Source organism: Vibrio sp. 10N.261.51.F12, from assembly GCF_041471725.1.
Taxonomy (GTDB): Bacteria; Pseudomonadota; Gammaproteobacteria; order Enterobacterales; family Vibrionaceae; genus Vibrio.
Genome location: NZ_JBFROV010000016.1, coordinates 250,000 through 273,120, shown reverse-complemented (window position 1 = coordinate 273,120; position 23,121 = coordinate 250,000). Strand labels below are relative to the sequence as shown.

Annotated in this window: 18 protein-coding genes and 1 riboswitch; of the genes, 11 read left to right on the top strand and 7 right to left on the bottom strand. The window is 45.1% G+C overall.

The window, feature by feature from the left end; all coding sequences use genetic code 11:
- The first annotated feature begins 254 nt into the window (after positions 1–254).
- The 5 genes from cmoA to AB4405_RS11470 all read left to right on the top strand — a co-directional run bounded on the left by cmoA (position 255) and on the right by AB4405_RS11470 (position 5,402).
- Entirely contained in the window at positions 255–983 is a 729-nt protein-coding gene (cmoA, locus tag AB4405_RS11490) for a carboxy-S-adenosyl-L-methionine synthase CmoA (RefSeq protein ID WP_372060866.1), read from the top strand.
- Between the two features lie 21 nt (positions 984–1,004).
- Positions 1,005–1,982 carry a tRNA 5-methoxyuridine(34)/uridine 5-oxyacetic acid(34) synthase CmoB gene (gene cmoB, locus AB4405_RS11485; RefSeq protein WP_372060865.1) on the top strand — a complete coding sequence of 326 codons (978 nt, stop codon included), beginning with the start codon at positions 1,005–1,007 and terminating at the stop codon, positions 1,980–1,982.
- Between the two features lie 150 nt (positions 1,983–2,132).
- Positions 2,133–2,867, top strand: coding sequence for a RimK/LysX family protein (locus AB4405_RS11480; protein ID WP_372060864.1), 735 nt, complete (start codon positions 2,133–2,135; stop codon positions 2,865–2,867).
- Positions 2,868–2,921: 54 nt separating this feature from the next.
- A complete protein-coding gene (locus AB4405_RS11475) occupies positions 2,922–4,427 on the top strand; it encodes an inactive transglutaminase family protein (protein ID WP_102471411.1) in 1,506 nt (501 codons plus the stop codon).
- Positions 4,428–4,430: 3 nt separating this feature from the next.
- On the top strand, positions 4,431–5,402 hold the full coding sequence (locus tag AB4405_RS11470; protein WP_372060863.1) for an alpha-L-glutamate ligase-like protein: 972 nt from the start codon (positions 4,431–4,433) through the stop codon (positions 5,400–5,402).
- A 1,517-nt stretch (positions 5,403–6,919) separates the two neighbouring features.
- Here the strand turns inward: AB4405_RS11470 and mukB are convergent.
- From mukB to cmoM, 4 genes are read right to left on the bottom strand one after another with little or no spacing between them, the layout of a single operon-like run.
- Complete coding sequence (mukB, locus tag AB4405_RS11465; RefSeq protein ID WP_372060862.1) at positions 6,920–11,368, bottom strand: chromosome partition protein MukB; 4,449 nt, start codon at positions 11,366–11,368, stop codon at positions 6,920–6,922.
- Positions 11,365–12,111: a chromosome partition protein MukE gene (gene mukE / locus AB4405_RS11460; protein WP_372060861.1), complete on the bottom strand. Its 747-nt coding sequence runs from the start codon at positions 12,109–12,111 to the stop codon at positions 11,365–11,367. Before mukE ends, mukB begins: the two co-directional genes overlap by 4 nt.
- Positions 12,092–13,429: a chromosome partition protein MukF gene (gene mukF, locus AB4405_RS11455; RefSeq protein ID WP_372060860.1), complete on the bottom strand. Its 1,338-nt coding sequence runs from the start codon at positions 13,427–13,429 to the stop codon at positions 12,092–12,094. Before mukF ends, mukE begins: the two co-directional genes overlap by 20 nt.
- Positions 13,426–14,220: a tRNA uridine 5-oxyacetic acid(34) methyltransferase CmoM gene (cmoM, locus tag AB4405_RS11450; protein WP_372060859.1), complete on the bottom strand. Its 795-nt coding sequence runs from the start codon at positions 14,218–14,220 to the stop codon at positions 13,426–13,428. The genes mukF and cmoM overlap by 4 nt, the downstream gene beginning before the upstream one ends.
- 114 nt (positions 14,221–14,334) lie before the next feature.
- Between cmoM and elyC the strand changes: the two genes are divergently transcribed.
- Positions 14,335–15,282 (top strand): envelope biogenesis factor ElyC, encoded by a 948-nt coding sequence (gene elyC, locus AB4405_RS11445; protein ID WP_372060858.1) that lies wholly within the window; start codon positions 14,335–14,337, stop codon positions 15,280–15,282.
- 233 nt (positions 15,283–15,515) lie between these two features.
- Here the strand turns inward: elyC and torR are convergent, their stop codons facing one another.
- Positions 15,516–16,226, bottom strand: a complete 711-nt coding sequence (gene torR / locus AB4405_RS11440; RefSeq protein WP_102471594.1) for a two-component system response regulator TorR — start codon at positions 16,224–16,226, stop codon at positions 15,516–15,518.
- A 291-nt stretch (positions 16,227–16,517) separates the two neighbouring features.
- Here torR and torD point away from each other — a divergent pair, with 291 nt between their 5' ends.
- The 5 genes from torD (at position 16,518) to AB4405_RS11415 (ending at position 20,610) form a co-directional block, all read left to right on the top strand.
- On the top strand, positions 16,518–17,165 hold the full coding sequence (gene torD / locus AB4405_RS11435; protein WP_372060857.1) for a molecular chaperone TorD: 648 nt from the start codon (positions 16,518–16,520) through the stop codon (positions 17,163–17,165).
- Between the two features lie 347 nt (positions 17,166–17,512).
- Positions 17,513–18,523, top strand: coding sequence for an HTH-type transcriptional repressor PurR (gene purR, locus AB4405_RS11430; RefSeq protein WP_102471403.1), 1,011 nt, complete (start codon positions 17,513–17,515; stop codon positions 18,521–18,523).
- Positions 18,524–18,695: 172 nt separating this feature from the next.
- Positions 18,696–18,779: riboswitch (cyclic di-GMP riboswitch) on the top strand.
- 113 nt (positions 18,780–18,892) lie between these two features.
- On the top strand, positions 18,893–19,483 hold the full coding sequence (locus AB4405_RS11425) for a TfoX/Sxy family DNA transformation protein (RefSeq protein ID WP_102471402.1): 591 nt from the start codon (positions 18,893–18,895) through the stop codon (positions 19,481–19,483).
- Between the two features lie 123 nt (positions 19,484–19,606).
- Positions 19,607–20,293, top strand: coding sequence for a TVP38/TMEM64 family protein (locus tag AB4405_RS11420; protein ID WP_372060856.1), 687 nt, complete (start codon positions 19,607–19,609; stop codon positions 20,291–20,293).
- Entirely contained in the window at positions 20,290–20,610 is a 321-nt protein-coding gene (locus AB4405_RS11415) for a DUF2007 domain-containing protein (RefSeq protein ID WP_372060855.1), read from the top strand. The genes AB4405_RS11420 and AB4405_RS11415 overlap by 4 nt, the downstream gene beginning before the upstream one ends.
- A 62-nt stretch (positions 20,611–20,672) precedes the next feature.
- On the opposite strand, the gene AB4405_RS11410 is transcribed toward AB4405_RS11415, so the two are convergent.
- Both AB4405_RS11410 and glgA read right to left on the bottom strand, forming a co-directional pair.
- Positions 20,673–21,467 (bottom strand): alpha/beta fold hydrolase, encoded by a 795-nt coding sequence (locus AB4405_RS11410; protein ID WP_102471400.1) that lies wholly within the window; start codon positions 21,465–21,467, stop codon positions 20,673–20,675.
- A gap of 195 nt (positions 21,468–21,662) precedes the next feature.
- Positions 21,663–23,120 carry a glycogen synthase GlgA gene (gene glgA, locus AB4405_RS11405; protein ID WP_372060854.1) on the bottom strand — a complete coding sequence of 486 codons (1,458 nt, stop codon included), beginning with the start codon at positions 23,118–23,120 and terminating at the stop codon, positions 21,663–21,665.
- Between the last annotated feature and the right edge of the window lies 1 nt (position 23,121).

Here is a 23,121-nt window from a genome sequence, read left to right as displayed (position 1 = left end):
ACATCGCTATAAAACAGACGTTATCATCATGTCGACATAAAGCCTTACGTCACATGAGTCAAACAGAGCATTACGTCTGAAAAAGCGCCTAATTCCTGCAGCCATACAATGAGCTTTATTGACCTTCTGTTACCCCACTCTTTCTCCTCATCGTCCGCGCTTAATTTGCCCATTCTTTTCTTCTAATGACAAGCTATAGTGAATAGCGTAAAATGCGCGCCTTTTTATTACGTCTACAGAATGAGAGAGACGACATGGAAAACAAAGATACGATATTCTCTGCGCCTATCAATAAAATTGGTGATTTCACGTTTGATGAAAGGGTTGCAGAAGTCTTCCCAGACATGATTCAGCGATCGGTACCAGGCTACAGTAATATCATTTCAGCGATCGGTATGTTGGCTGAACGCTTTGCCAAACCTCATTCTGTTGTGTACGACCTTGGGTGTTCATTAGGGGCGGCAACCTTGTCTATGCGTCGCCATATTCATCAAGAAGGTTGCAAGATCATTGCCGTCGATAACTCTTCAGCTATGGTCGAACGATGCAAGCTGCATATCAATGCTTACCGTTCGGATACACCGGTTGATGTCATTGAGGCCGATATCCGCCACATCGAAATCGACAATGCGTCCGTCGTGGTACTTAATTTTACCTTACAGTTCCTATCGCCAGAAGACCGCCTAACGCTACTTGAAAAAATCTACCGTGGCTTGCGTCCTGGAGGCATTTTGATCCTCTCTGAAAAGTACATCTTTGAAGATGAGGCTGCTCACGAGTTATTGATCGATTTGCACCATGATTTTAAACGAGCCAATGGCTATAGCGAATTAGAGATCAGTCAAAAGCGAAGCGCCATTGAGCACGTCATGCGTCCAGATTCGATCGCCACTCATAAACAACGTTTTAATGATATCGGATTCAGCAGTTCTGAAGTCTGGTTCCAATGTTTCAATTTTGGTTCTATGTTCGCCATTAAATAAGTCAACCCTATCGAGATTCCCATGTTTAACTTTGCAAATTTTTACCAACTTATTGCCCAAGATACACGCTTACAGCCATGGTTGACCGTACTGCCACAACAATTGACTGATTGGCAAAACGCACAACATGGTGACTTCGACCGTTGGTTACGAGCACTGGCAAAAATCCAAGACGGCACGCCAGATCAAATCGATCTTAAAAACAGTGTGAGCTTATCCAATAATGACGCGCTGCCGGTTGGAGAAATGAAAAAACTCGAAAGCCTGCTTCGAACATTCCACCCATGGCGCAAAGGTCCGTATACTGTCCATGACATCCATATTGATACCGAATGGCGCTCAGACTGGAAGTGGGACCGAGTACTTCCTCATATTACCCCTCTAAAAGACCGCTCTGTTCTCGATGTCGGTTGCGGTAATGGTTACCACATGTGGCGCATGCTAGGCGAAGGCGCACGCTTGTGTGTGGGCATCGACCCTTCTCATCTATTTTTGGTGCAGTTTGAGGCAATTCGTAAACTCATGGGAGATGACCAGAGAGCCCATTTGTTGCCGCTCGGTATCGAGCAATTACCAGAGCTTGAGGCCTTCGATACCGTCTTTAGTATGGGTGTCTTGTATCACCGCCGTTCTCCGCTCGACCATTTGATTCAACTAAAAAACCAATTGGTCCCAGGTGGTGAGTTAATCCTTGAGACGCTGGTTATCGACGGCGATGAAAACGCCGTATTGGTGCCATTCGATCGCTATGCGCAAATGCGCAATGTCTATTTTTTCCCGTCTGCACTCGCGTTAAAGGTATGGCTCGAGAAAGTAGGCTTTGAAAATGTTCGCATTGTTGACGAAAACGTCACCTCTGTCGGCGAACAACGAACCACGGAGTGGATGACCCATAACTCACTACCTGATTATCTAGACCCTAGTGACCCAAGCAAAACAATCGAGGGGTATCCAGCGCCACGTCGCGCAGTACTAATTGCCGATAATCCAAGCAGTTAAATCGTTTTTTGCGCGGTTTTTCTACGATCAATACCAGCAAGTAATAACTCTGACGTAGCGCTGACAATAGGGAGTATCATCCTCCCTATTTGATGCGTTAAAATTCGCGTCGACCCATTCCCACTGACCACTTACTATTTAGGATTTAAGATGTACAAACGCTTGGTACCGCTTGCCGCCATCGCTCTGCTCGCTGGCTGCACTTCCGTAAACCACCAAGAACTTCACCAAAGTACCTTAAACGCGATTGAGACCTCAGAGCAGCGCATTGATAATCGCCTGACCAATTTAGATTTACAAATTAGCAACCAAAGTGACTACATCGATAGCCTTGAATCCGAAGTGATTGCGCTCACCGAACGCATCGACACATTACAAAGCAATCAAGAAAGCGCTGTTGAAAAACTTGCAGAGCCCCAGAAACAACCTGCCCCTATCATTGCTTCTAATTCATCGAAGCCCGTATTGTTAGGTTCAGTGGAGAAGGTTGAGCTGGATGCCCTAAAACGCGGCTTTGACGCTCGTGTGGATACTGGTGCCGCGACCTCTTCATTAAACGCGGTTGATATTCAGGTATTTGAGCGGGATGGGAAAGAATGGGTCAAGTTTCATCTCATCGACGATCACGCTAAAGAGCAAGAAAAACGCTGGATTGAATCCCCAGTAGTACGTTACGTCAAGATTCGCCAACCAACAAATGACAAAGCTGAACGCAGAGCTGTCGTTCAATTATGGATTCGTGTCGGAAAAATCCATGAAAAAGCGCAATTTACATTGGCAGATCGCTCTCAAATGACCCACCCTATATTACTAGGAAGAGAATTCATCAAAGATATTGCTTTAGTTGACGTAAGTCAGCAATATATACTTTCTTCTAACGAATGAATCTCTTTTGAATAACACTTTCAGGGAAAGTAAATTACAATAATAAGGTTGTTTATGACTTCACGTATTCCATTTTTTTTATCAGTTGGTGTACTGATTGCAATAGGTATCGCGCTTAGCGTCTTAAGACACGACACCTATGGTGTGCCTTGGACCCCGGGCGAAGCTCGTCAAGTTTGGGATATTGAATCTCGTGTCGAGTTCAATGGTACGGGCGAGCCAGCTAAAGTGTCCCTAGCCGCTCCCTATACACAAGACGGTTTCACTCTAATCAGTGAGTCAGCCTCTTCACCTGGCTACGGCATCTCTTACGTAGACACCGATGCTGGTCGACGAGCAGAATGGTCTATCCGTGAAGCTAACGGGCCACAAACGATATACTATAAAACACAGTTTTTAGTCGATGATCAAGCGGTTGCACAATCAGAGCCACCCACTGGCGACATGGTTATCCCAACCTTTGACGGCCCAGAAGAAGCCGCGGCGATTGCTCTAATTGATCGCGCAAATGGCCGCTCTTCTGACAACATCACCTTCACTCGCGAACTCATCAAAACCCTTAACGATGTCGATAGCCAAAACTCGGCACTTATCCTCAATACGATGAATAAAACCCAAGCGGCGGCTAAGCTGTTAGCGTTTGCTGAAGTTCCAAGTAAAACGGTTGGTGTGATTGAGCTAGAAGATGGTCGTCGTAGACAGTCGATTCAGCAAATGATCCAGGTCTGGGACGGCGCTAAATGGCAAATTTTTGCGCCCGAGTCTGCAGACGGTCTCAAAAAGAACAACCTACTGGTTTGGGATGCTTCAAACGTGTCATTACTTGACGTCGTAGGCGGTAAAGACAGTAAAGTGCACTTTACTATGATCGCTCAAGAAGTCAGCGCGCAAGAGGCAACAAACAGTAAAGTCGACTCTGATGGCCTATTAAACTTCTCTATCCACAGTTTGCCGCTCGAAGAGCAAGCTATGTTTAAGACCATTATGTTGATTCCGATTGGTGCGTTAATCGTTGTGTTATTGCGCGTTCTCGTCGGATTAAAAACATCGGGTACTTTCATGCCGGTACTGATTGCGGTCGCATTTGTGCAGACTCAACTGGTCACTGGTATTGTGGGCTTTTTGCTCATTGTCGGTACAGGTCTTGTCATTCGTAGTTACTTATCCAAGCTCAATCTCTTGTTAGTCGCACGAATATCTGCCGTCATAATCACGGTTATTTTGATTATTTCCGTCTTTACCGTTGTCGCGTTTAAGATTGGCCTTACCGAAGGACTCTCTATCACGTTCTTCCCTATGATCATCCTGTCGTGGACGATTGAACGTATGTCTATCTTGTGGGAAGAAGAAGGCGTGAAGGAAGTCGTGCTGCAAGGCGGTGGCTCTCTAGCAACGGCTGTGATTGTCTATCTGGCAATGACCAATCCATACATCCAACATCTGACGTTTAACTTTATCGGTTTACAGCTGGTCATCCTTGGAGCGATTTTATTAGTCGGTACTTATACAGGTTATCGTCTAACAGAGCTTCGTCGATTCAAACCTCTAACGGAGGATTAATCTATGTTCGACAAGATTACTAGCCCGTTTAAGCTACGTGACCGTGGCATTATGGGAATGAACAAGCGAAACCATAGTTACATTAGTAAATACAATGATCGCTCTAAGTACCCCTTGGTTGATGATAAGTTGCAGACCAAGATTATTGCGGAAAAAGCCGGAGCTACCACACCGGCTTTGATTGGCGTTATTCGCAGCCAAGCCGAAGTAAAGAAAGTTCATAAAATGGTCAAAGAGTGGCCTGGTTTTGTTATCAAGCCTGCTCAAGGCAGTGGTGGTAAAGGCATTCTGGTGATCATTGACCATAAAGATGGGGTGTACACCAAACCATCAGGGGCAACGATCAACGAGGTCGATGTTGAGCGTCACATCAGTAACGCGCTAGCAGGTTTGTTCTCTTTAGGTGGCAAAAATGACGTAGCGGTCGTCGAGAACCTCATCAAGTTTGATGATTGCTTCGACGGCTTTAGTTACGAAGGTGTGCCTGATGTCCGTATTATCGTCTTTCAGGGCTACCCTGTTATGGCCATGATGCGCTTGTCGACCTCGATGTCAGACGGTAAGGCAAACTTGCACCAAGGCGCCGTAGGGGTTGGTATTGACATTGCCACTGGCAAAGCCGTTCGCGCAGTTCAATACGATCAACCTGTACTGCTTCATCCTGATACAGGAAAAGAGTTGTCTCAATTAGTGGTTCCGCATTGGAAGCGCTTATTGACGCTTGCCTCCAGTGCCTATGAGATGACAACGCTCGGTTACATGGGCACAGACATGGTGCTCGACCGTGAAGAAGGGCCAATGGTGCTCGAGTTGAATGCTCGACCAGGGCTTGCTATTCAGATAGCGAACGGCAGTGGATTACTTCCACGCCTTCAACACATCGAGTCACTGGGAACACCAAACCCATTCGAATACCCTTCTCCGGAAGAACGAGTCGAGTACGCGGCGAAGATGTTTGGTCACCCAAACGACTAACAAACTAAACAAGAACGGTGAGTTTTATACTCACCGTTTTTTTTTGAGCAAAATACAGGTACTACTAATCGAACACTTCATGCTTACACTAGTTGTCGCTTACAGACGAGGGTCGCCCAAAGCGTGTGAATCACTTAAATAGACACGAATGACACCAGAATAGGTTCACAACACGCTGATGAAGATCCCCTTTTTCAAGGGGATGACGGTTAGTTTTATTTGTGAGATCACTAACATGCCAGAGTTCATTCTACGCTGGTGAAGACTAAGCCGACTCATTTCTGAGCAGTGACTTCCTAGCTGATCGCTCTTCCCCCTATTACGCCGTTATGCTCGTGCAGACGAGGATCGCCCAAAGCGTGTGACTCACTTAAATAGACACGAATGACACCAGAATAGGTTTACAACACGCTGATGAAGATCCCCTTTTTCAAGGGGATGACGGTTAGTTTTTATTTAGGATAGCACTAACATGCCAGAGTTCATTCTGCGCCAGTTAAGACTAAGCCGACTCATTTCTGGGCAGTGTCTTCCTAGCTAATCGCTCTTCAAACCATCTCAATTACGCCGTTATGCTCGTGCAGACGAGGATCGCCTAAAGCGTGTGGCTCACTTAAATAGACACGAATGACACCAGAATAGGTTCACAACACGCTGATGAAGATCCCCTTTTTCAAGGGGATGACGGTTAGTTTTATTTGTGAGATCACTAACATGCCAAAGTTCATTCTGCGCTGATGAAGACTAAGCCGACTCATTTATGGGCAGTGACTTCCTAGCTGATCGCTCTTCACCCCCCCCCTATTACGCCGTTATGCTCGTGCAGACGAGGATTGCGTAAAGCATGTGGCTCACTTAAATAGACACGAATGACACCAGAAAAGGCTCACAACACGCTGATGATGATCCCCTTTTCAAGGGGATGACGGTTAGTTTTTATTTGGGATAGCACTAACATGCTAGAGTTCAATCTGCGCTGGTGAAGACTAAGCCGACTCATTTATGGGCAGTGACTTCCTAGCTGATCGCTCTTCCCCCCCTATTACGCCTTTATGCTCGTGCAGACGAGGATCGCCTAAAGCGTGTGGCTCACTTAAATAGACACGAATGACACCAGAATAGGTTTACAACACGCTGATGAAGATCCCCTTTTTCAAGGGGATGACGGTTAGTTTTTGATACTGTTTTGGTTCAGTGAGCGCTGTCGGTAGATTCTTTTCTTCAAAGGAATGACGAATTGTTGGATGTTTTCGTTACTGATTAAGGCTAGCTTTTGTCCGGAAAGGTTTTTGAAATTTACGTTGAAATACGTCTCGGCTGACCCACGAGAAGTAGAGTGTCGAAATCACCCTAGACCGATACCGTCTTATACGAATGGATAACAACCCCGTGAGCACTTTTCGGCGTCGCCCAAAAAACGATTATCACCCTCATTGAATAAGGTTAAAGAGTGACAACAAAAAAGAGGCATGACACTTATCGTGCCACGCCTCTTTCTACCTATATCCAATTGGATCTTAACCTAAGATCTGCTCTTCAAGCTCTTTTATCTGTTCTGCTTGCTTATTCTCACCAAACCCTCGCAGACCAACGACATGCACATGCTCGTGATCTTTAAAGACCTTACGAACGAGTTTATACGTTGTACCCTTCTCTGGGCTGATGTTTTCAGGTGCCGCTATCAATAACTGCATGCCTTGACGATCACATAGCTCAAACAAGGTAGCGATCGACTTCGCATCTAAACGTGCTGCTTCGTCCAAGAACAATAATCGGCAAGGAACAATGTCCTTGCTACGTAAGCGTCTCGATTCTTCTTCCCAACTTTGTACGACCATCAATAGGATAGATTGGCCAGTACCAATGGCTTCACCTGTCGACAACGCACCAGACTCGGCTTGCAACCAACCATCGGACCCACGGTTCACTTCAACGCTGAGTTCGAGATAATTACGATAATCAAGAAGCTCTTCACCTAATACCTGTGGCGAGCGCTGCCCCATATCAATATGTGGATTAACGCGCTGGAACAATTTCGCCATCGCTTCAGAGAAGGTGTAGCGCATGGTTTCAAACAAGTCAGTGTGTTCGCGCGTCAATGCCTCGAGCAGCTGCTCATGGCTTTCACGAACTTTCACGTTGAGACGCACACCCTTGACTTGCCCAAAGTGGATATTGGATAAGCCTTGATTGAGCATTCGAATACGATTTTGCTCTCGTTGGATGGTCTTTTTAATGATACTAGAGACAGAATCTGAGCTCAATGCAAGGCGGTTTTCACGCTGTGTCAGTTCTTCAGTCAGTCGAGCAAGCTCCACTTCCATCTCTTCAATCGCTTCTACCGGATCATCGGTGCGAATAATATCTTGGCGAATTCGTTCACGTAAGTGTTGATAAACTGCGATATAGAATAAGACCTTACGCTCAGGCTTAGCATTGTCTTCAGACAACCTTAGCGCATCACGTAAGTTTTCATTATCAGCAACCGCTAAACGTAGCGCACCTAGCGACTTATCCGACATAGAACGCAGTTCATTTGCGCTAAGATAAGCCAATTCACGACGATGCAGTCGACGTTCTACATCATTTTCTTTTGCTAGACGTAGGACGCTGCACCAACCCGCCTTGGCGGCAACCACATAAGTGCGCAGTTCAACATACTCTTTTTGAGCCTTTTTCAGGCGCTTCACCAGCCCCTTCATTTCGAGCTCTGTCGCTGTCATGGTTTTTTCATACTCGCTTTTACGAGTACGTGAGGTTTGCAGCGCTAAATGCAGCTCTTCACGACGCTTTTCTGCACGCTCAAACGCGGTTTCATCCGCAACCACACCGTAGTCTTGCAACTCAACCTTAAATTCTTGAACGGTTTCTTGCTTCGCTTGATATGAACTTTTCAGCGAGGCCATGACTTGGTTGTATTGATTCGATTGTTCTTGAGCTTGTTTCAACCCATCACGCAGGCGACCACGAGCGGCTTCTGCTTGAACCAATTTAGCCTTGAGTTGCTCACTCAATTCGCTGCTTTTACTTAGCATCTCAACTGAATCTGCATAAGCGAAATGTGGACGACGCTCTACCAAATCAGCGACGGCAAAAATCTGACCTTTCAGGGTCTGCAGCGCGACATCAAGTCTGTTGTACTCACCTTCTAGCGCATCAAACTGTTCTGGATCGCTATCCAACGCATTCGACACTTCCGCCAATTTAGCAAGCACCGCTCCATGAACAGAGACAAATTGCTTCGCTGAATTCAGTTCTTCAATACGAACCTGTAAGGTTTCAAAGCGCTCAACAAGCGTCTCATCAAATAACATGTTCGCTGCCATGGTAAGACGGTCAAGTAACACAACCGTCTGTTTGGCTTGTTTAAATTGTGAGACCACACTCTGTTCTTGTTGCTTCAGATCGTTGTTCTGACGATTACATTGCCCTAATTGCTCACGCAATACGGCAATCGCCTGCTCAGGGTCCTCGTCAAAAGCGAGCTGCATGTGTTCGGCAACAAACGCATTGAACGCTTGATAAAGTCGTTGAAGTTTCTGAGCATCAAACGCAGCTTTTGCATGTAGCTCGACGGTCTCATCTCTTTGCTCACGCAACAACTCTAAACGCTGATCACGCGCAGCGCGTCCAAACAATGGAATGGTTGGAAAACGTGAATAACGCAGTTGACGTTCATTTAATTGAACGCAAACCGCGCCGCCGAGTTCGTCTGCATCAAAGGTGCTGTCATCAAAGGCATCAATATCACCTTCAATGATATAGAGGTCTTCCGGACAATCATCCAGCTCGACTAACTTTTCTTTAATGCCGTCTAGGTTTGAGACCACAATAGCGTGACGAGCTGGACCATACATGGCACTAAAATACGGGGCGTCATCTAAGGTAATATCGTCATAAATCTCTGACAATAGAACGCCACCTAATGTATCGGCTAACCCCTTGAGACGAGGATCGTTTGAACCACCCGGCGAAGCCAGGCGCTCGATCTCTCTTTCAAGCTCTTCACGTTTGATCGCTAGTGTGTCTCTAGAAGACGCTGTCTGGCGTTCAGATTCGTTGATCTGTTGCATTGAGGCAATCACATCAGAGCGGTCGACCAACTCTAGCGCCGATTGTTCACGTAATGCTTCTAAGGCGTTAAACGAGCGAATCCATTGTGGTGCATATGATTCTAATTTTGCGATGTCAGCACTGTAGGTTTGTGCTTTCTGTTTTGTATCGCGCTGCGTATCTTTTAGCGTTTCAAGCTGTAGCTCTGTTTCCAGTACACGTTCGCGCTGATTTTCTGACTCAAGTTCTAAATCGGCTTCACTGGTAATGACGACGCCTTGTTGCTCGACATCGGTTAGCAACTGCTTCGCTTGCTGCTGCTGTTCCATTGATTTCTCAACATCACGATACTGAGCGCGCAGTTGATTTTCATCTTTTAGCGTTTGCTGATGTTGGTTGAAATCTTTCATCAACCCTTTCGCGACACTTGACGCTTCAGCACGGCTCACGTTAGCCACAACCTGTTTGACTAACGCCAACGCAGACTCGAATTGTTGCGCGGCTGCCGACGATAAATCGACACGATGCTTAAGCTCAAGCAGGGTTGTCGTGGTCGTGGTTTCTTGCGCTTTTAATGCCGTAAGCTGAGCCGCGGCCGTGCTTTCATCAAGATCAACTTGACCCAACAACTGGCGAGCTTTCTCCAGCGCTTGCACGGCTTGTTGATACTGCAAGGTTCGTGTTTGCTGAACATCAAGCGCTTGTTGGTAATCAGCGAGTTGAGTCTTAAGGCTATCCACCTCTTCCTCGGCCTGAACACTTTGCTCTTCTGCGATGAGTTTACGCTCTTGCGCTTCCTCAACCACCATCACCTGTTCTTCTAAACGCTCGCTCAGCTCTTCAAGATCTTCCTGATAGCGAGCAATTTTTTCTTGCTGGCGTAGGGCGTTTTGCACCAGTTGTAGATGGTCTTGCGCCGCTTGATGGTCTTGTTCTAAGCCAGCCTCACTTTCCACCAGCATGGTCAACGCCTGCTGAACGTTGTTGAGCAATTCGTTTTGAGAAATAAGACTTTGGCGCGAACCAAATAACTCACCACGCAGCGCCAGTGTTTGCTCTAGCTTATTACGCCTTTCATTTGCATGACGCATGTAATCAGCCGCCACGTAATTCGTTGACTCGGTGATCAGATGTTTAAACAGATCTCGGTCGGCTTGTGTGGTTTTGATCGCCTCTAGGGTCATGCGGTTTTCACGCAGCGCCGACTCCATATCTTGGAAGGCTTTCTTCACACCACCATTCTGCGGTAATAGATAATCACGAAGCGAACGAGTAATCGCGCTTGAGATCCCGCCGTATAATGAGGCTTCAATTAATCGGTAAAACTTAGAGCGGTCGCTGTTATTACGCAACTTTTTCGGCAATACGCCGAAATCAAACATTTGCGAATGGTATTCAACAATCGAGCTGAAGGCTTTGAATTGAACGCCTTCCATCGCACTCACGACGTCTTTGACTTCGTTGATCTGGCGAACGCGAGCATGGTTGTCTGACACATTTTCAATCAACACATCGGTCGGTTTAACATGACTTGGCAAACCCTGAATAATAAAGGGCTTGATATCCACTTTCTTATCGCGACCCGCGACTTGCTGCAGCTTAACCACAAACAAAATGCGTTGATTTCGTGAATTCACCACATCCAGCGCTGAATAACAGGTACCCGGCTGTAGTTTTCCGTAAAGCCCTTTGTCACGCGAGGCTTGGGAGCTCCCTGCTTCTGTGGTGTTTCTAAAATGCAGTAAACTTTGATCCGGGATCAATGCCGTAATGAACGAGGCCATCGCCGTCGATTTACCAGCGCCATTTCCGCCAGATAAGGTGGTTACAAGACCGTCGATATCAAAGGTACGAGCAAAGAACCCGTTCCAGTTGATCATGGTCATTGATTGATACTTGCCTCTTTCAATCATACGTCAGCCTCGAATTGCCCTTGCTCGTTTTCGTTGTTACTTAATTGCTCATCATTACTAGTCGTTTCTTCGCTAGGAATCAAGCTTTGTTGCATAGGTGCTTGAGAGTGAGCAACCGCTTCACCGTCTCGAATCAGGCGAAGTTGTGCATCTCGCATATCGTCACCCAACCTCACGTCTGCACCAAACCTGAAGACCGCTTCGCTGATACGAAACTTGCCAGTATCACCGATAGAAATCGTCATACCTAAACGGCGTAAACGACGAAGAGACGTTTTCACCTTATCAAACAGTTTTTCTTTATCGAGATCAGAGCCGGTCGCGCGATTCGTTACGAGACGCATTAGTTTGGTTTCATCTGCCAATGATAGAATCTCTTCGTAGAGTTCTTGATTGGTGAAGATACCTTCATGCGCAAGACGCTCAGGGCTCAGATAAAGGAAACACAGTACTTTTCCGACCAGCATATCGAGCTCTGAAAGCACGCTTCGTCCAATCAACGTTGTAGAACGTGGTCTTAGGTAGAAGAAGCCTTCTGCGGCTTTCACCAGTTCGGTGTTATAGCGTTGATAGAATGAGGCTAGCTCTAGTTCAAAATCACACAGTAATGCGTGGTTGTCTAGGTCTTCCGACGAGACGTGTCGCCCTGCTCGAAGGGCACTATCGAGTGCGGGGAACAGGGGATTAGTGATTGCTTTTGCCAGTTTCTCTGACATGTATTCGTCAATATTTGTCGATGACATTTGCTTGTACCTTTGCGCCAAAATCGTTGATCGCTTGCCAGTCGGGCTGAATAGCCGCGTAGTCAGATTGTGAATAACCGAGTCTGACGGCTTGATCGATCACGATTCTTGCTAAATCAAAATGATGTGTTTGAGGATGGGCGGTTAAATAGTCTCTTAGTACTCGGCCTAAATCGATGGCCGCACCACGTTCTCTGTGCACTTTCAACATCTCAGCGATGCGCTCTGCAAGCTCATCATTCACTTGTTCAAATTCTTCGTATTCGACGTCTAATGGTACGGCACCCGTCACTTCTTCATTGCGCAGTACGAGGGCATCATCACGTAGGTCTGACAGCTTCTCAGCGTCAGCGTAGGTCAGATACCAAGGCGCATCAAAATAGTCCGTGACCGATTGGCGTAACCGTTGGCTAAACGCTCTGTTTTGGTCCATATCAATCGCGGTTCGAATGAACTTGTGCACATGACGGTCGTAGCCGATCCAAAGGTCGATGGCCTGCTGTCCCCAGCTAATAATGCGGTCAAGCTTCATTTGAAGCCCAAACAGTGCCTCACCAACAAATTCGAGCTCATCATCACCGTAGACGATCTCTTGAATATCAAGAATCTGGGTTTGTAGTTCATCACCAGCTGCCTGCAGCGTATCTTGCAATTCTCTAAGATTTGCAGACGTTTCTGATAGCAATGATTCACAGTTATTGATCGCCTCTCGCCAGTCTTTATTTAGTAGCTCTGCGATCTGCTGTTTCATTAATTGCTGCTGTTCATCCATGACACGTTGGTTAAGATCAATCTGGTCGAAAATTTCCCCAACCGAATACTTTAAAACGCCAAAGACATTTTTACGCCAATGGCCAACCGTGCCACCTTCTTGCGCAGACACAATGGCCTTCGCCATCTCATCAGCCACCATAGACAACTGAATCGATAAACGTAGCTTAGAAAATTCGCGATGTCTGACGTAATAGTCGGTAATACCAATCGCCAATGGACTCAAGCGATAAATGCTCGCCCCATCGGTCACTTCACTGGTAAAACGACTCATGAGCTTCTGTTTTACGAGCTCATTAATCGCATTATTTGCGCGGAATGCAGATGCATCACCGGTCTCATCAAACTGCTGGGTTACGATCTTGAACGCGTCATGCAATTCTCCTTCGCCCAGCTCTTCATCAAACCTTTCGTTACTCAAAACTGCGATAGAAATGAGAAACGCCAACCGTTCTGTTGACAGATTTAATGAAAAATCATGCTGTTTAACCCATCCGACAAGTTCGTCAATAGGTTTGTCTCCAGCAGGAAGAGCGTGTTCACTCATGATCTTTCCTGTTCATTTTTTTGTGCCCATACATGAATATATCGACCCATAGAGAGATAAGGCTCTTGCCGACACAGCTGTTGCTCTAACTTCAGAACCTCTTCAGCCGTGTAATCTCCCATGTACTGCATATTGCCGATGTAATCACTAAATGAGCGAATGCCAGATTTACCATGAATCGTAAATCCCGCTTCCTCAATCCACTGATACACCTCGTCTGGCTTCAACCCCTGTTGCGGCTGAAGCTTAAATCTTTTTCTATGAGGCATTCCATCCAACACATGCGGGATATTGCCACAAATGACATTCTTAAACACCAACCCATGATGGTTATAGAACATAACGGAGGCAACGCCACCGGGTTTGACTTGCCTTAATACGGTTTTAAGCGCTGATTTAGGGTCAGCTAACCATTCCATAACGGCGTGAAACAACACGAGGTCGACGGGGCCTTCTAACTGCTCATCAATATCTTGGACCGCACTGTGGACCCAGCGATACTGTGCCTGAAGACCCTTTTTATCTACGTCAGATTTCGCAAGTTTCAGCATCTCGGACGATAGGTCACATAAGGTGACATGATGGCCCCTCGCCGCAAGCCTTTGCGAAACTTGCCCTAATCCACCACCTGCATCTAATATTTGCAGTGTTTTTCTAGTATCATCCAACACGGCAAGAGCGTGGGTTAAGTCTTCCCAAACAATAGTTTGGCGTATTTCTCCCTTCTCTGAGCCGTAAATATTTTTTGCAAATTTGTGGGCGATATCGTCGAAATTACGGTCTTGCATCACGGTTTATTAAGTTAAGATAGCCAATCGGACTGCTATTCTGTCATATAAGTGACAGGAATAAAGGGGCAAGCTCCTTTTTTAGCGTTAAGTGGTGTTTTTTCGGACTATTAGTTTATGTTTGAGCTGAAAAAAATCGTGTCATCCCTTCTAATGCCTTTGCCAGCTATGCTGATCCTAGGTTTTTTGGGACTCGCGCTTATTATGTTTACTGCAAGGCGCAGAATAGGATGCATGATTATTCTTGTATCACTTTGTGGGATTTTTCTCATCGCCTTCCAACCTTTGTCAAGCCGATTATTGATGCCATTAGAGCGTCAATACAAGCCTTTCTTACCGATCAACGAAACGATTGACTATGTCATGGTACTCGGTGGGGGTCATACTGTTGATGATGATTTGCCTCCGACTTCGCAGCTTAGTCGAACCTCACTTATGAGGCTCAGCGAAGGCATACGAATTATGCGTATGTACCCTGGTGCAAAAATGATCCTCTCTGGATACGCAGGTGGCACCGATGTCAGCCACGCAAGAATGATGGCGAAGGTCGCACTGGGACTTGGTGTCGCTAAGTCCGAGATTATTTTGCTTGAAACCGCGAAAGACACCTGGGAAGAAGCAAGACAAGCCACCGCATTTGTCAAAAACAGAAAATTGGTTCTTGTGACGTCAGCCAGTCATATGCAAAGAGCGATGTACGAGTTTGAATCTGCAGGCTTAGTACCCTACCCTGCGCCCACTAACTTTTTGGCCCAAAAAGATATTGAGCAAGCATGGCAAAAATATACCCCGCAAGCTCGCTACCTCGAACAAACAGAGCGATACTGGCATGAAACCATGGGGCTGGCATGGCAAAGGTTACGTGACTGGGTTGCGAGCGAGGGAGTGTCGTCTACAGATGAGCTCACGCCTGAAGATAATCCACTTTCAACGTTAGAAGGTGACGACGATGCAACCGTTGTAGGAAAGAGTAACGTTGAGGGTGAACAGGGAAATGAAGGCACGCCATTGGATACCAGCACTGACAAGGCCCTTAGCCCACCCGCAGAATCTGCTCAACCTTAGCTAGGGATAATATCATCTCGCTCTAATTGCTGTGGTTCTAATTGCTGTGGTTCTATGTGCGCTGGTTCTAAGTGCGCTGATTCTAAGTGCACTGGCTCTAAGTACATTGATGTAAAAAAGCCAGGCTGTGTTAAACGCCTGGCTTTTTTAACGATGGAGCTCTGTTTTTTAATGATGAGACACGCTATTTTTGTGAAAGAGTGCAACCTACATCGTTAAATTAAACGTAGTCGCTAGTCACCCGCAAACATATATCCTTCACCATGAACCGTGATGAATATTTGTGGGTTTTTCGGATCCGCTTCCATTTTAGTGCGCATACGTCGGATTAATACATCAATAGTGCGATCATTTGGCGCGTCAACTCGATGACTGATCATGTTCAAGATTCGCTCACGACTCAGAACTTGATTAGGGTAAGTAGATAACGCGACTAAAAGCTCATACTCGGCTTTTGTCAGTTTGACTGGTTCACCATTGCAACTTAATGAGCGGCGCTGTTTATCGAATAACCACTCCCCAAAGTGCACAACATGCTCGTTCTCGGCACTTTGTGATATTAAGGGCTGCTTACGAGCTTGAGCAATACGCCACAGTAAGTTTTTAACTCTGACCAATAATTCTCTTAATTCAAACGGTTTCGTTACATAGTCATCTGCGCCCATTTCTAGGCCAACGATCCGATCAATACTATCAGTACGACCTGTTACCAATATAATACCGATATCAGACTGGCTACGTAACTCTCGAGTTAACATCAGACCATCTTCACCAGGAAGATTGATATCAAGCATGACAAGGTCGACACTGGAAGACTGCAATACTTGTCGCATCTCTTCACCGCTTTCAGCCTCGCTTACTAAATAGCCTTCACTCTCAAAGTAACCAGACAACTTGCTACGCGTAACGACATCATCTTCAACTACTAATACGTGATAACTCATATTCACCGTTTCTATTCTATCTATGACCGAAGCCATTCTATTCATAATTAGTCACAATTCTAGCGGACATTACGGTATTGTGTAGAAAGTCGTGCTTTTATTGATTCAAGACAAGAACACTTTTTATCCACTATATGCAATCAGAACCTTGCCCATCTGGTGTCGCTTTAAAACCATCAACCGCTCTTTTATTCATTTATCTTCATAAACGTTCGATTTTTTTCATTATTGCCCTTACTGCTGTTCATTTTTATTGTCTAAAATAAGGGCAAGACTTTTGGAGAGAACAAGATGCAAGAATTGAAAGCATTTAATGAACAACGTGCAGAGATATACTGGTGGCTTTCTAGCCTATTTGCCAAAGAGCTCACTCAACAAGAACTGGATAAATATCACAGTGTCGAAATACGTTCTTTTTTGAGCGGTCTCGGTGAAAACCCATCACTCGAAGCGCCGATCAATACACTCATTGATGGCTTGAACCGATTACAGACTCGAGAAGACGCCCAACTTGAGCTATCCGCAGATTTTTGTGACCTATTTCTTAAATCAGATAAGCATGGCGCATTACCTTATGCCTCAATGTACATAGGTGAATCAGGTCTTCTCAATGATAAACCGGCTAATGACATGACCGAGCTGTTAAAAAAACACAATGTCGCCGTCTCTGAAGACTTAAATGAGCCAGCCGATCACCTCGCGATAGAGTTGGACTTTCTCGGCAACCTTATTATTCGTTCTAATGAACTGGAGTCCGAGGCGCACATCAACAACGCATTATTAGAGCAAGCTGATTACCTTAATCAGCACCTGATGACATGGCTGCCTCAATTCGAAAAAAAATGTAAAGAGTATGATGTATTTGGATTTTACGCCGCGGTAGCAACACTCCTCATTGCATTTTGTCAGTTAGACCTTAACTATTTAACTGCTGAGTAACCGATGCAGACACCGCTATCAATCAAGGTGGCGGTGTTACCCCATATTAATTTTAATTTATCATCAAATTTGTCGGTTGAAACGTTGCTAGAGTCACCGACTAGCATTACAATCCGCCGTTTCAATGCGAAAACCAAATTTTAGTGCCCCATGCTTTCCTATCTTTAGCTATTATGTCCTTGTCAGGTGAATAGCTAACCCACAATTGGAATCCAATGTTTCACTAGGTTCACTTACTCGGTACGCATTCCATACACCAAAGCGCTTTTTTAATTAAACAAAGCTGCATTACCGCAACGACGTTTTTGCTGACCATACGCAAAAGCCGTTACTAATAGGATAAAGCTATGGCAACAATCAAAGATGTCGCCCGTCTAGCTGGCGTTTCAACTACTACTGTGTCTCACGTTATTAACAAAACACGTTTTGTTGCCGAAGCCACACAAGAAAAAGTCAACGCCGCCGTAGAAGAACTCAATTACGCGCCAAGCGCCGTTGCGCGAAGCTTAAAATGTAACTCAACAAAAACCATCGGTATGTTGGTTACACAATCAACGAACTTATTCTTCTCCGAGGTTATCGATGGCGTTGAAAGCTATTGCTATCGTCAAGGTTACACATTAATTCTGTGTAACACTGGTGGCGTGTATGAAAAGCAGAGAGATTACATTCGGATGCTAGCAGAGAAGCGCGTCGACGGTATTCTCGTTATGTGTTCAGATCTCACAGAAGAGCTTCTTAGCATGCTTGATCGTCACTCCGATATTCCTAAAGTGATCATGGACTGGGGTCCTGAGAGCTCGCAAGCAGATAAGATCATTGATAATTCGGAGGAAGGTGGTTATCTCGCCACAAAATACCTAATTGATAAAGGTCATACGGACATCGCATGTTTGAGCGGTCACCTAGAAAAAGCGGTGTGCCAAGAACGCATTATTGGTTACAAGCGTGCGCTATCAGAAGCCGGCATCGAAATGAAAGAAGACCGTATATTTGAAGGTAACTTTGAGTGTGACACAGCGGTCATCGCAGCGAATCGTATTGCCGCAATGGAAGAACGACCAAGCGCCGTGTTCTGCTTTAACGATACGATGGCGTTAGGCCTAATGAGTCGTTTACAACAACTCGGTTTGAACGTACCAGAAGATATCTCTGTGATTGGTTACGATAACATTGAGCTTGCTGAGTATTTTTCTCCACCACTGACGACGGTTCACCAACCGAAACGTCGTGTCGGAAAGAACGCCTTTGAGATTTTGCTAGAACGCATAAAAGATAAAGGTCATGACAAACGTATATTTGAGATGCACCCCGAGATAATTGAACGCCACTCTGTCAAAAACCTGACAAAAAAATGACAAAGGCGCCTAGTTAGGCGCTTTTTTTTGATCTTGTTCCCAGATTTTATACGCCTTATTGTTAGTTTATGTTACCTCTTAAGCACAAATACCCGTCTAATTTTTGAAGCAACATCACACTTTAGTTATATCTCAATGCAGATTAGCGCATTTTTTCTTTATTCTAACAAAGTCACGCACAGGGCAAACCATCTGAAAAGTTGGGACGCAAAGCCTCCGGCCTAAACCATTTATGGTAGGTAGCGGGGTTACCGATGGCAAAGGACACTGAATTCTTGTTTTTAATTTAACAAGGAATTGATGCCTGTTTGCTACACTCTCGGACCTGATTTTGGTGACACAATCAAATAACACCGAGAAAAGACAAATATGGACAATCCAATATTAAAAAATTCGATGCAGTTGTTCGCTCAACTTGGAAAAGTCAAATCCCGCTCTATGTTCGGTGGATTTGGCATTTTTGTTGACGATACGATGTTTGCATTAGCAGTGAACAGTAAATTACACATCAGAACTAACCCAACAACCGTCGCGACATTCAAGCAAAACGGCTTCAAACCTTACGTTTATAAAAAGCGCGGATTTCCAGTAGTGACAAAATATTTTGCCCTACCTGAAGATAGCTGGGATGACAGTGAAATAATATTGAGCTACGCACGCTCAGCGTTGGATTACGCAAAAGATGAAAAAGTAAAACAATCTGACTGCAAACCAACCCGATTAAAAGATCTCCCGAATTTACGTCTTGCAACAGAGCGCATGCTCAAAAAAGCGGGGATAGAATCGGTGAACTCACTTCAAGAGCATGGATCCGTTGAAGCCTTCAAGGCCATTCAAAAAACACACTCGACAAGTGTCGGTCTCGAATTACTTTGGGCGTTAGAAGGTGCGATTAATGGTACTCACTGGTCTGTGATTCCACAAGCCAAGCGCGACGAGCTAGCCAATCATATCAATTAGTACTTGCTCTCTCTTACTTATAAAAAAATCAGCCCATTAGCTGATTTTTTTTTATCTGTTTGAAAGTTAAATTCCGATGTTCGTGTCTTATACTAAAGATGCATTATCGACATGGAGTAGGACATGAGTAAAAAATTGTTATTGGGCTTAGGATTTGTTGCCGTTATTGTTTTTCTAGGCGTAGAGTTTGGACAATACCTGACCTTAGAAAATGCCAAGGCACAACAGGCAGCGCTTGCCACTTATATTGACAATAATTTTTTGGTTGCCGCGCTTACCTATTTCTTTCTGTATATCACCATCACCGCCTTCTCTGTCCCAGGCGCCGCTGTCGTCACTTTGTTGGGCGCCGCGTTATTTGGTTTTTGGGTGAGCTTATTGCTGGTCTCTTTTGCAAGTACTATTGGCGCTACGCTCGCTTTTCTTAGCAGTCGTTTTCTTCTACGTGATTGGGTACAAAAGCGGTTCGGCGGTAAACTGGCGACGATCAACAAGGGCGTTGAAAAGGATGGCGCGTTTTACCTTTTTTCTTTGAGGCTCATCCCTATTTTCCCATTTTTTCTAATTAACCTACTCATGGGGCTAACCCCAATTCGTGTTTCAAAATACTATTTGGTCAGCCAACTTGGTATGCTACCGGGTACCGCGGTTTACCTTAATGCAGGCACCCAACTCGCCAGTATTGACAGTTTATCAGGCATAGTATCACCCGCTGTTCTCGCTTCCTTTGCATTGTTAGGGTTATTTCCTTTAATCACGAAATGGGCGATGGCTCGGTTTTCAAAATCACCCCAGGTACAGACTAAATGAAGATATACATAGGTAATAATCCTACCGAAACACATATCATGCAACAGCAACTGTTTGCCGAAGGGGTTCAGTGTGAGGTACGTGGCGAGGGGGTATTTGGATTGAGAGGCGAAGTGCCTTTTGACGAAAGCTCCCTACCTTACATCTGGTTACACGAAGTGTCCCAAGAAGCGAAAGCTAAATCGTTAATCTTAGCGGTGCAACAACAAGAGAACAATCGCGACCAAGTTAGCTGGCACTGCCCACAATGCAATGAGCTCAATGAAGCGCAGTTTGGAGCATGCTGGAACTGTCAGCACTTAGCACTTAGCACTTAGCACTTAGCACTTAGCACTCAACGGTTAGCACTTAACCATCAATTAAAGTACTTAGGGTTATTTTATTGTACCGATTTAATAAACGCGATGGAGTGTTTATTAAATTCATCTGGTCTTTCGACATTACAGACATGCCCGCAGTTTTCAATTTCAAGCAAGCGGCTCGATTCATGCTCTGCTACCATTTCTTTTACTGGGTGGATGAACATATAGTCTTTATCCCCCATTAAATACAATGTTGGAATAGGAAGTTCTTTATCCTTGAAATAACGATGAAGTGGATTAACCTCTGTTGTTAGCGTGTACCATCTCTTAAATTCTTTCTGGCACAGCTTCTTCGCTTCTCGCACAAATAAAAGACGAGATTCTTTTTGTCCACGCTGAGGCATAACAATATAGGCGAATAAGCGATATAACCACATATAAGGGATAATATGCTTACTCCAATTCCCTAGGTTCACAAGCAACTGTGAGCGGGTATTAAACCGTGTTACAGCGCCCCCTAACACCATAGAACGAACTCGAGGTGAGGCCAGTTCAGCAATATTACGGACGATAATTGTGCCAAGTGACATACCAACAAAGTGTGCCGATTGAATTTTAAGGTGATCGAGCACTTTAAGAATATCAATAGTCACACTTTTAAACGTGTAGCCACTTGCCATAATATCTTTAATCAACTCGTTTGACTTACCATGCCCACGTAGATCGACAAACAGCAGATTAAAGTGCTCTCTGTAGGCTCTGATTTGTTTAAACCAAATCGAGGAACTTCCACCCGCACCATGTACAAACACCACCCACTCTTTGCTCGTAGGATGTGCGTAAGTTTTATGAAACAGTAGATTCTCTGACATAGGATCTTTTAGGTAATGGCGATGAGCATTACGGTATCACAATTCACGGAACGGCTGTTAAAAACTGCACATAATTTATTTGAAAATTATTTCGAAGTGTTAACCAGCTAGAGCGGTCCTTGACAAAAGCAACGGAAAAAATAGGCAGGAAATAAAAAAGGCGACCTGAGGTCGCCTTTTCGAGTTGGAACGAAATTAATGTTGATGCAGCGCTATCTCATACATTTTATTGTATTCTTTTGCTGACTCTAACCAACTGAAGTCGCGACGCATCGCTCTTAGTTGGATATTATGCATTTCATCTGGTTGTTGTAGATAAAAAAGCAGCGCCCTTTGCAACACAATAAGCAACGCATCATGACACGGCTCTTCGAAACCAAAGCCAGTAGCTTCTGATGGGTTATCATCAAAATCAATCACTGTATCTTTGAGTCCGCCAACCTTCCGAATGATAGGCAAGGTGCCGTAGGCCATACTGTACAACTGGTTTAGCCCACAAGCCTCAAACTCAGATGGCATCAAGAAGAAATCCGAACCCGCTTCTACGAGATGAGCAAAGCGATTGCTATAGGCTTCTACAAATGCCAATTTGTCTGGATACGCGGCGGCAACATCACGTAAATGGGACGCAATCTGAGACTCACCCGTTCCAATAATAACCATCTGCACATCGTTTTTGAGAAACTTCTCTAAGATAGGCAGGATATAATGAAACCCTTTTTGGTGGGTCAGACGACATACCATCCCGACCATAGGAACATTAGTCTCAGGCAGGTTCAGCTCTTGTTGTAATAACGTTTTGGACGCGAGTTTACCTTTTAGCATACTCGCTAATTCGGCTTCATAGCTAACCGGTAAGAACTCATCGTTCCTCGGATCCCACTCCGAATAATCACAACCATTTACGATACCGTGTAGGTCTTTGGCACGATGAACAAAATCATCGACTAGACCATGAGAACCCAGAGGGGTAACCAGCTCGGCAGCGTAATTTGGGCTAACCGCGTTCACTTTGTCGGCAAACGCAATGCCAGCTCGCAACATACTGACCCAACCTTCACCGTATTGCAGGAACTCCATGCCGGAAAGATTAAGTTCAGGGATGATTTCTAGTTGGCTATAAGAAAAAATACCTTTGAATATTGCATTGTGAACGGTCAGAACTGACTTCACATCCTTGAAACGGTCATCGCTACCGTATCGAGTTTTAAGCAAAAACGGCACCAAACTGGTATGCCAATCATTCGCATGCACTACCGCAGGTTTAATACCAAGCTTAGGCAATACATCGAGGCTCGCGGCTGAAAAAAAGCTAAATCTCTCGCCATTGTCAGCATACGCCCGGTTATGTTCTGCATACAACTCTGGGCGGTCAAAATATTTATCACATTCAATGACATAAACATCGACACCGTCGAGCTCAGTTTTCTTGACCTGATAAGCCGTATGAGGCCAATGCTCTAACTCTGTCGATAGAACACACTCATAATCTTGCTTATTCGGTAAGGTTTGATAACCAGGTAATGTGATAGCAACTGATTTCCCGAGCTCTTGCAATGCCTTAGGCAGGGCTTTGGCAACATCAGCCAAGCCCCCACTTTTTACAAGTCCTTGAGCTTCTGAAACTGGAAACCATACATCTATGTTTCTCATT

What these genes read in the sequence shown, in the direction of transcription:
- AB4405_RS11410 (WP_102471400.1), bottom strand. Translation starts at nt 21,467, where the DNA reads ATGTCAGAGAATCTACTGTTTCATAAAACTTACGCACATCCTACGAGC.
- torD (WP_372060857.1), top strand. Translation starts at nt 16,518, where the DNA reads ATGCAAGAATTGAAAGCATTTAATGAACAACGTGCAGAGATATACTGG.
- AB4405_RS11470 (WP_372060863.1), top strand. Translation starts at nt 4,431, where the DNA reads ATGTTCGACAAGATTACTAGCCCGTTTAAGCTACGTGACCGTGGCATT.
- AB4405_RS11475 (WP_102471411.1), top strand. Translation starts at nt 2,922, where the DNA reads ATGACTTCACGTATTCCATTTTTTTTATCAGTTGGTGTACTGATTGCA.
- torR (WP_102471594.1), bottom strand. Translation starts at nt 16,226, where the DNA reads ATGAGTTATCACGTATTAGTAGTTGAAGATGATGTCGTTACGCGTAGC.
- purR (WP_102471403.1), top strand. Translation starts at nt 17,513, where the DNA reads ATGGCAACAATCAAAGATGTCGCCCGTCTAGCTGGCGTTTCAACTACT.
- elyC (WP_372060858.1), top strand. Translation starts at nt 14,335, where the DNA reads ATGTTTGAGCTGAAAAAAATCGTGTCATCCCTTCTAATGCCTTTGCCA.
- cmoB (WP_372060865.1), top strand. Translation starts at nt 1,005, where the DNA reads ATGTTTAACTTTGCAAATTTTTACCAACTTATTGCCCAAGATACACGC.
- mukF (WP_372060860.1), bottom strand. Translation starts at nt 13,429, where the DNA reads ATGAGTGAACACGCTCTTCCTGCTGGAGACAAACCTATTGACGAACTT.
- AB4405_RS11415 (WP_372060855.1), top strand. Translation starts at nt 20,290, where the DNA reads ATGAAGATATACATAGGTAATAATCCTACCGAAACACATATCATGCAA.
- AB4405_RS11420 (WP_372060856.1), top strand. Translation starts at nt 19,607, where the DNA reads ATGAGTAAAAAATTGTTATTGGGCTTAGGATTTGTTGCCGTTATTGTT.
- mukE (WP_372060861.1), bottom strand. Translation starts at nt 12,111, where the DNA reads ATGTCATCGACAAATATTGACGAATACATGTCAGAGAAACTGGCAAAA.
- cmoA (WP_372060866.1), top strand. Translation starts at nt 255, where the DNA reads ATGGAAAACAAAGATACGATATTCTCTGCGCCTATCAATAAAATTGGT.
- AB4405_RS11425 (WP_102471402.1), top strand. Translation starts at nt 18,893, where the DNA reads ATGGACAATCCAATATTAAAAAATTCGATGCAGTTGTTCGCTCAACTT.
- mukB (WP_372060862.1), bottom strand. Translation starts at nt 11,368, where the DNA reads ATGATTGAAAGAGGCAAGTATCAATCAATGACCATGATCAACTGGAAC.
- AB4405_RS11480 (WP_372060864.1), top strand. Translation starts at nt 2,133, where the DNA reads ATGTACAAACGCTTGGTACCGCTTGCCGCCATCGCTCTGCTCGCTGGC.
- glgA (WP_372060854.1), bottom strand. Translation starts at nt 23,120, where the DNA reads ATGAGAAACATAGATGTATGGTTTCCAGTTTCAGAAGCTCAAGGACTT.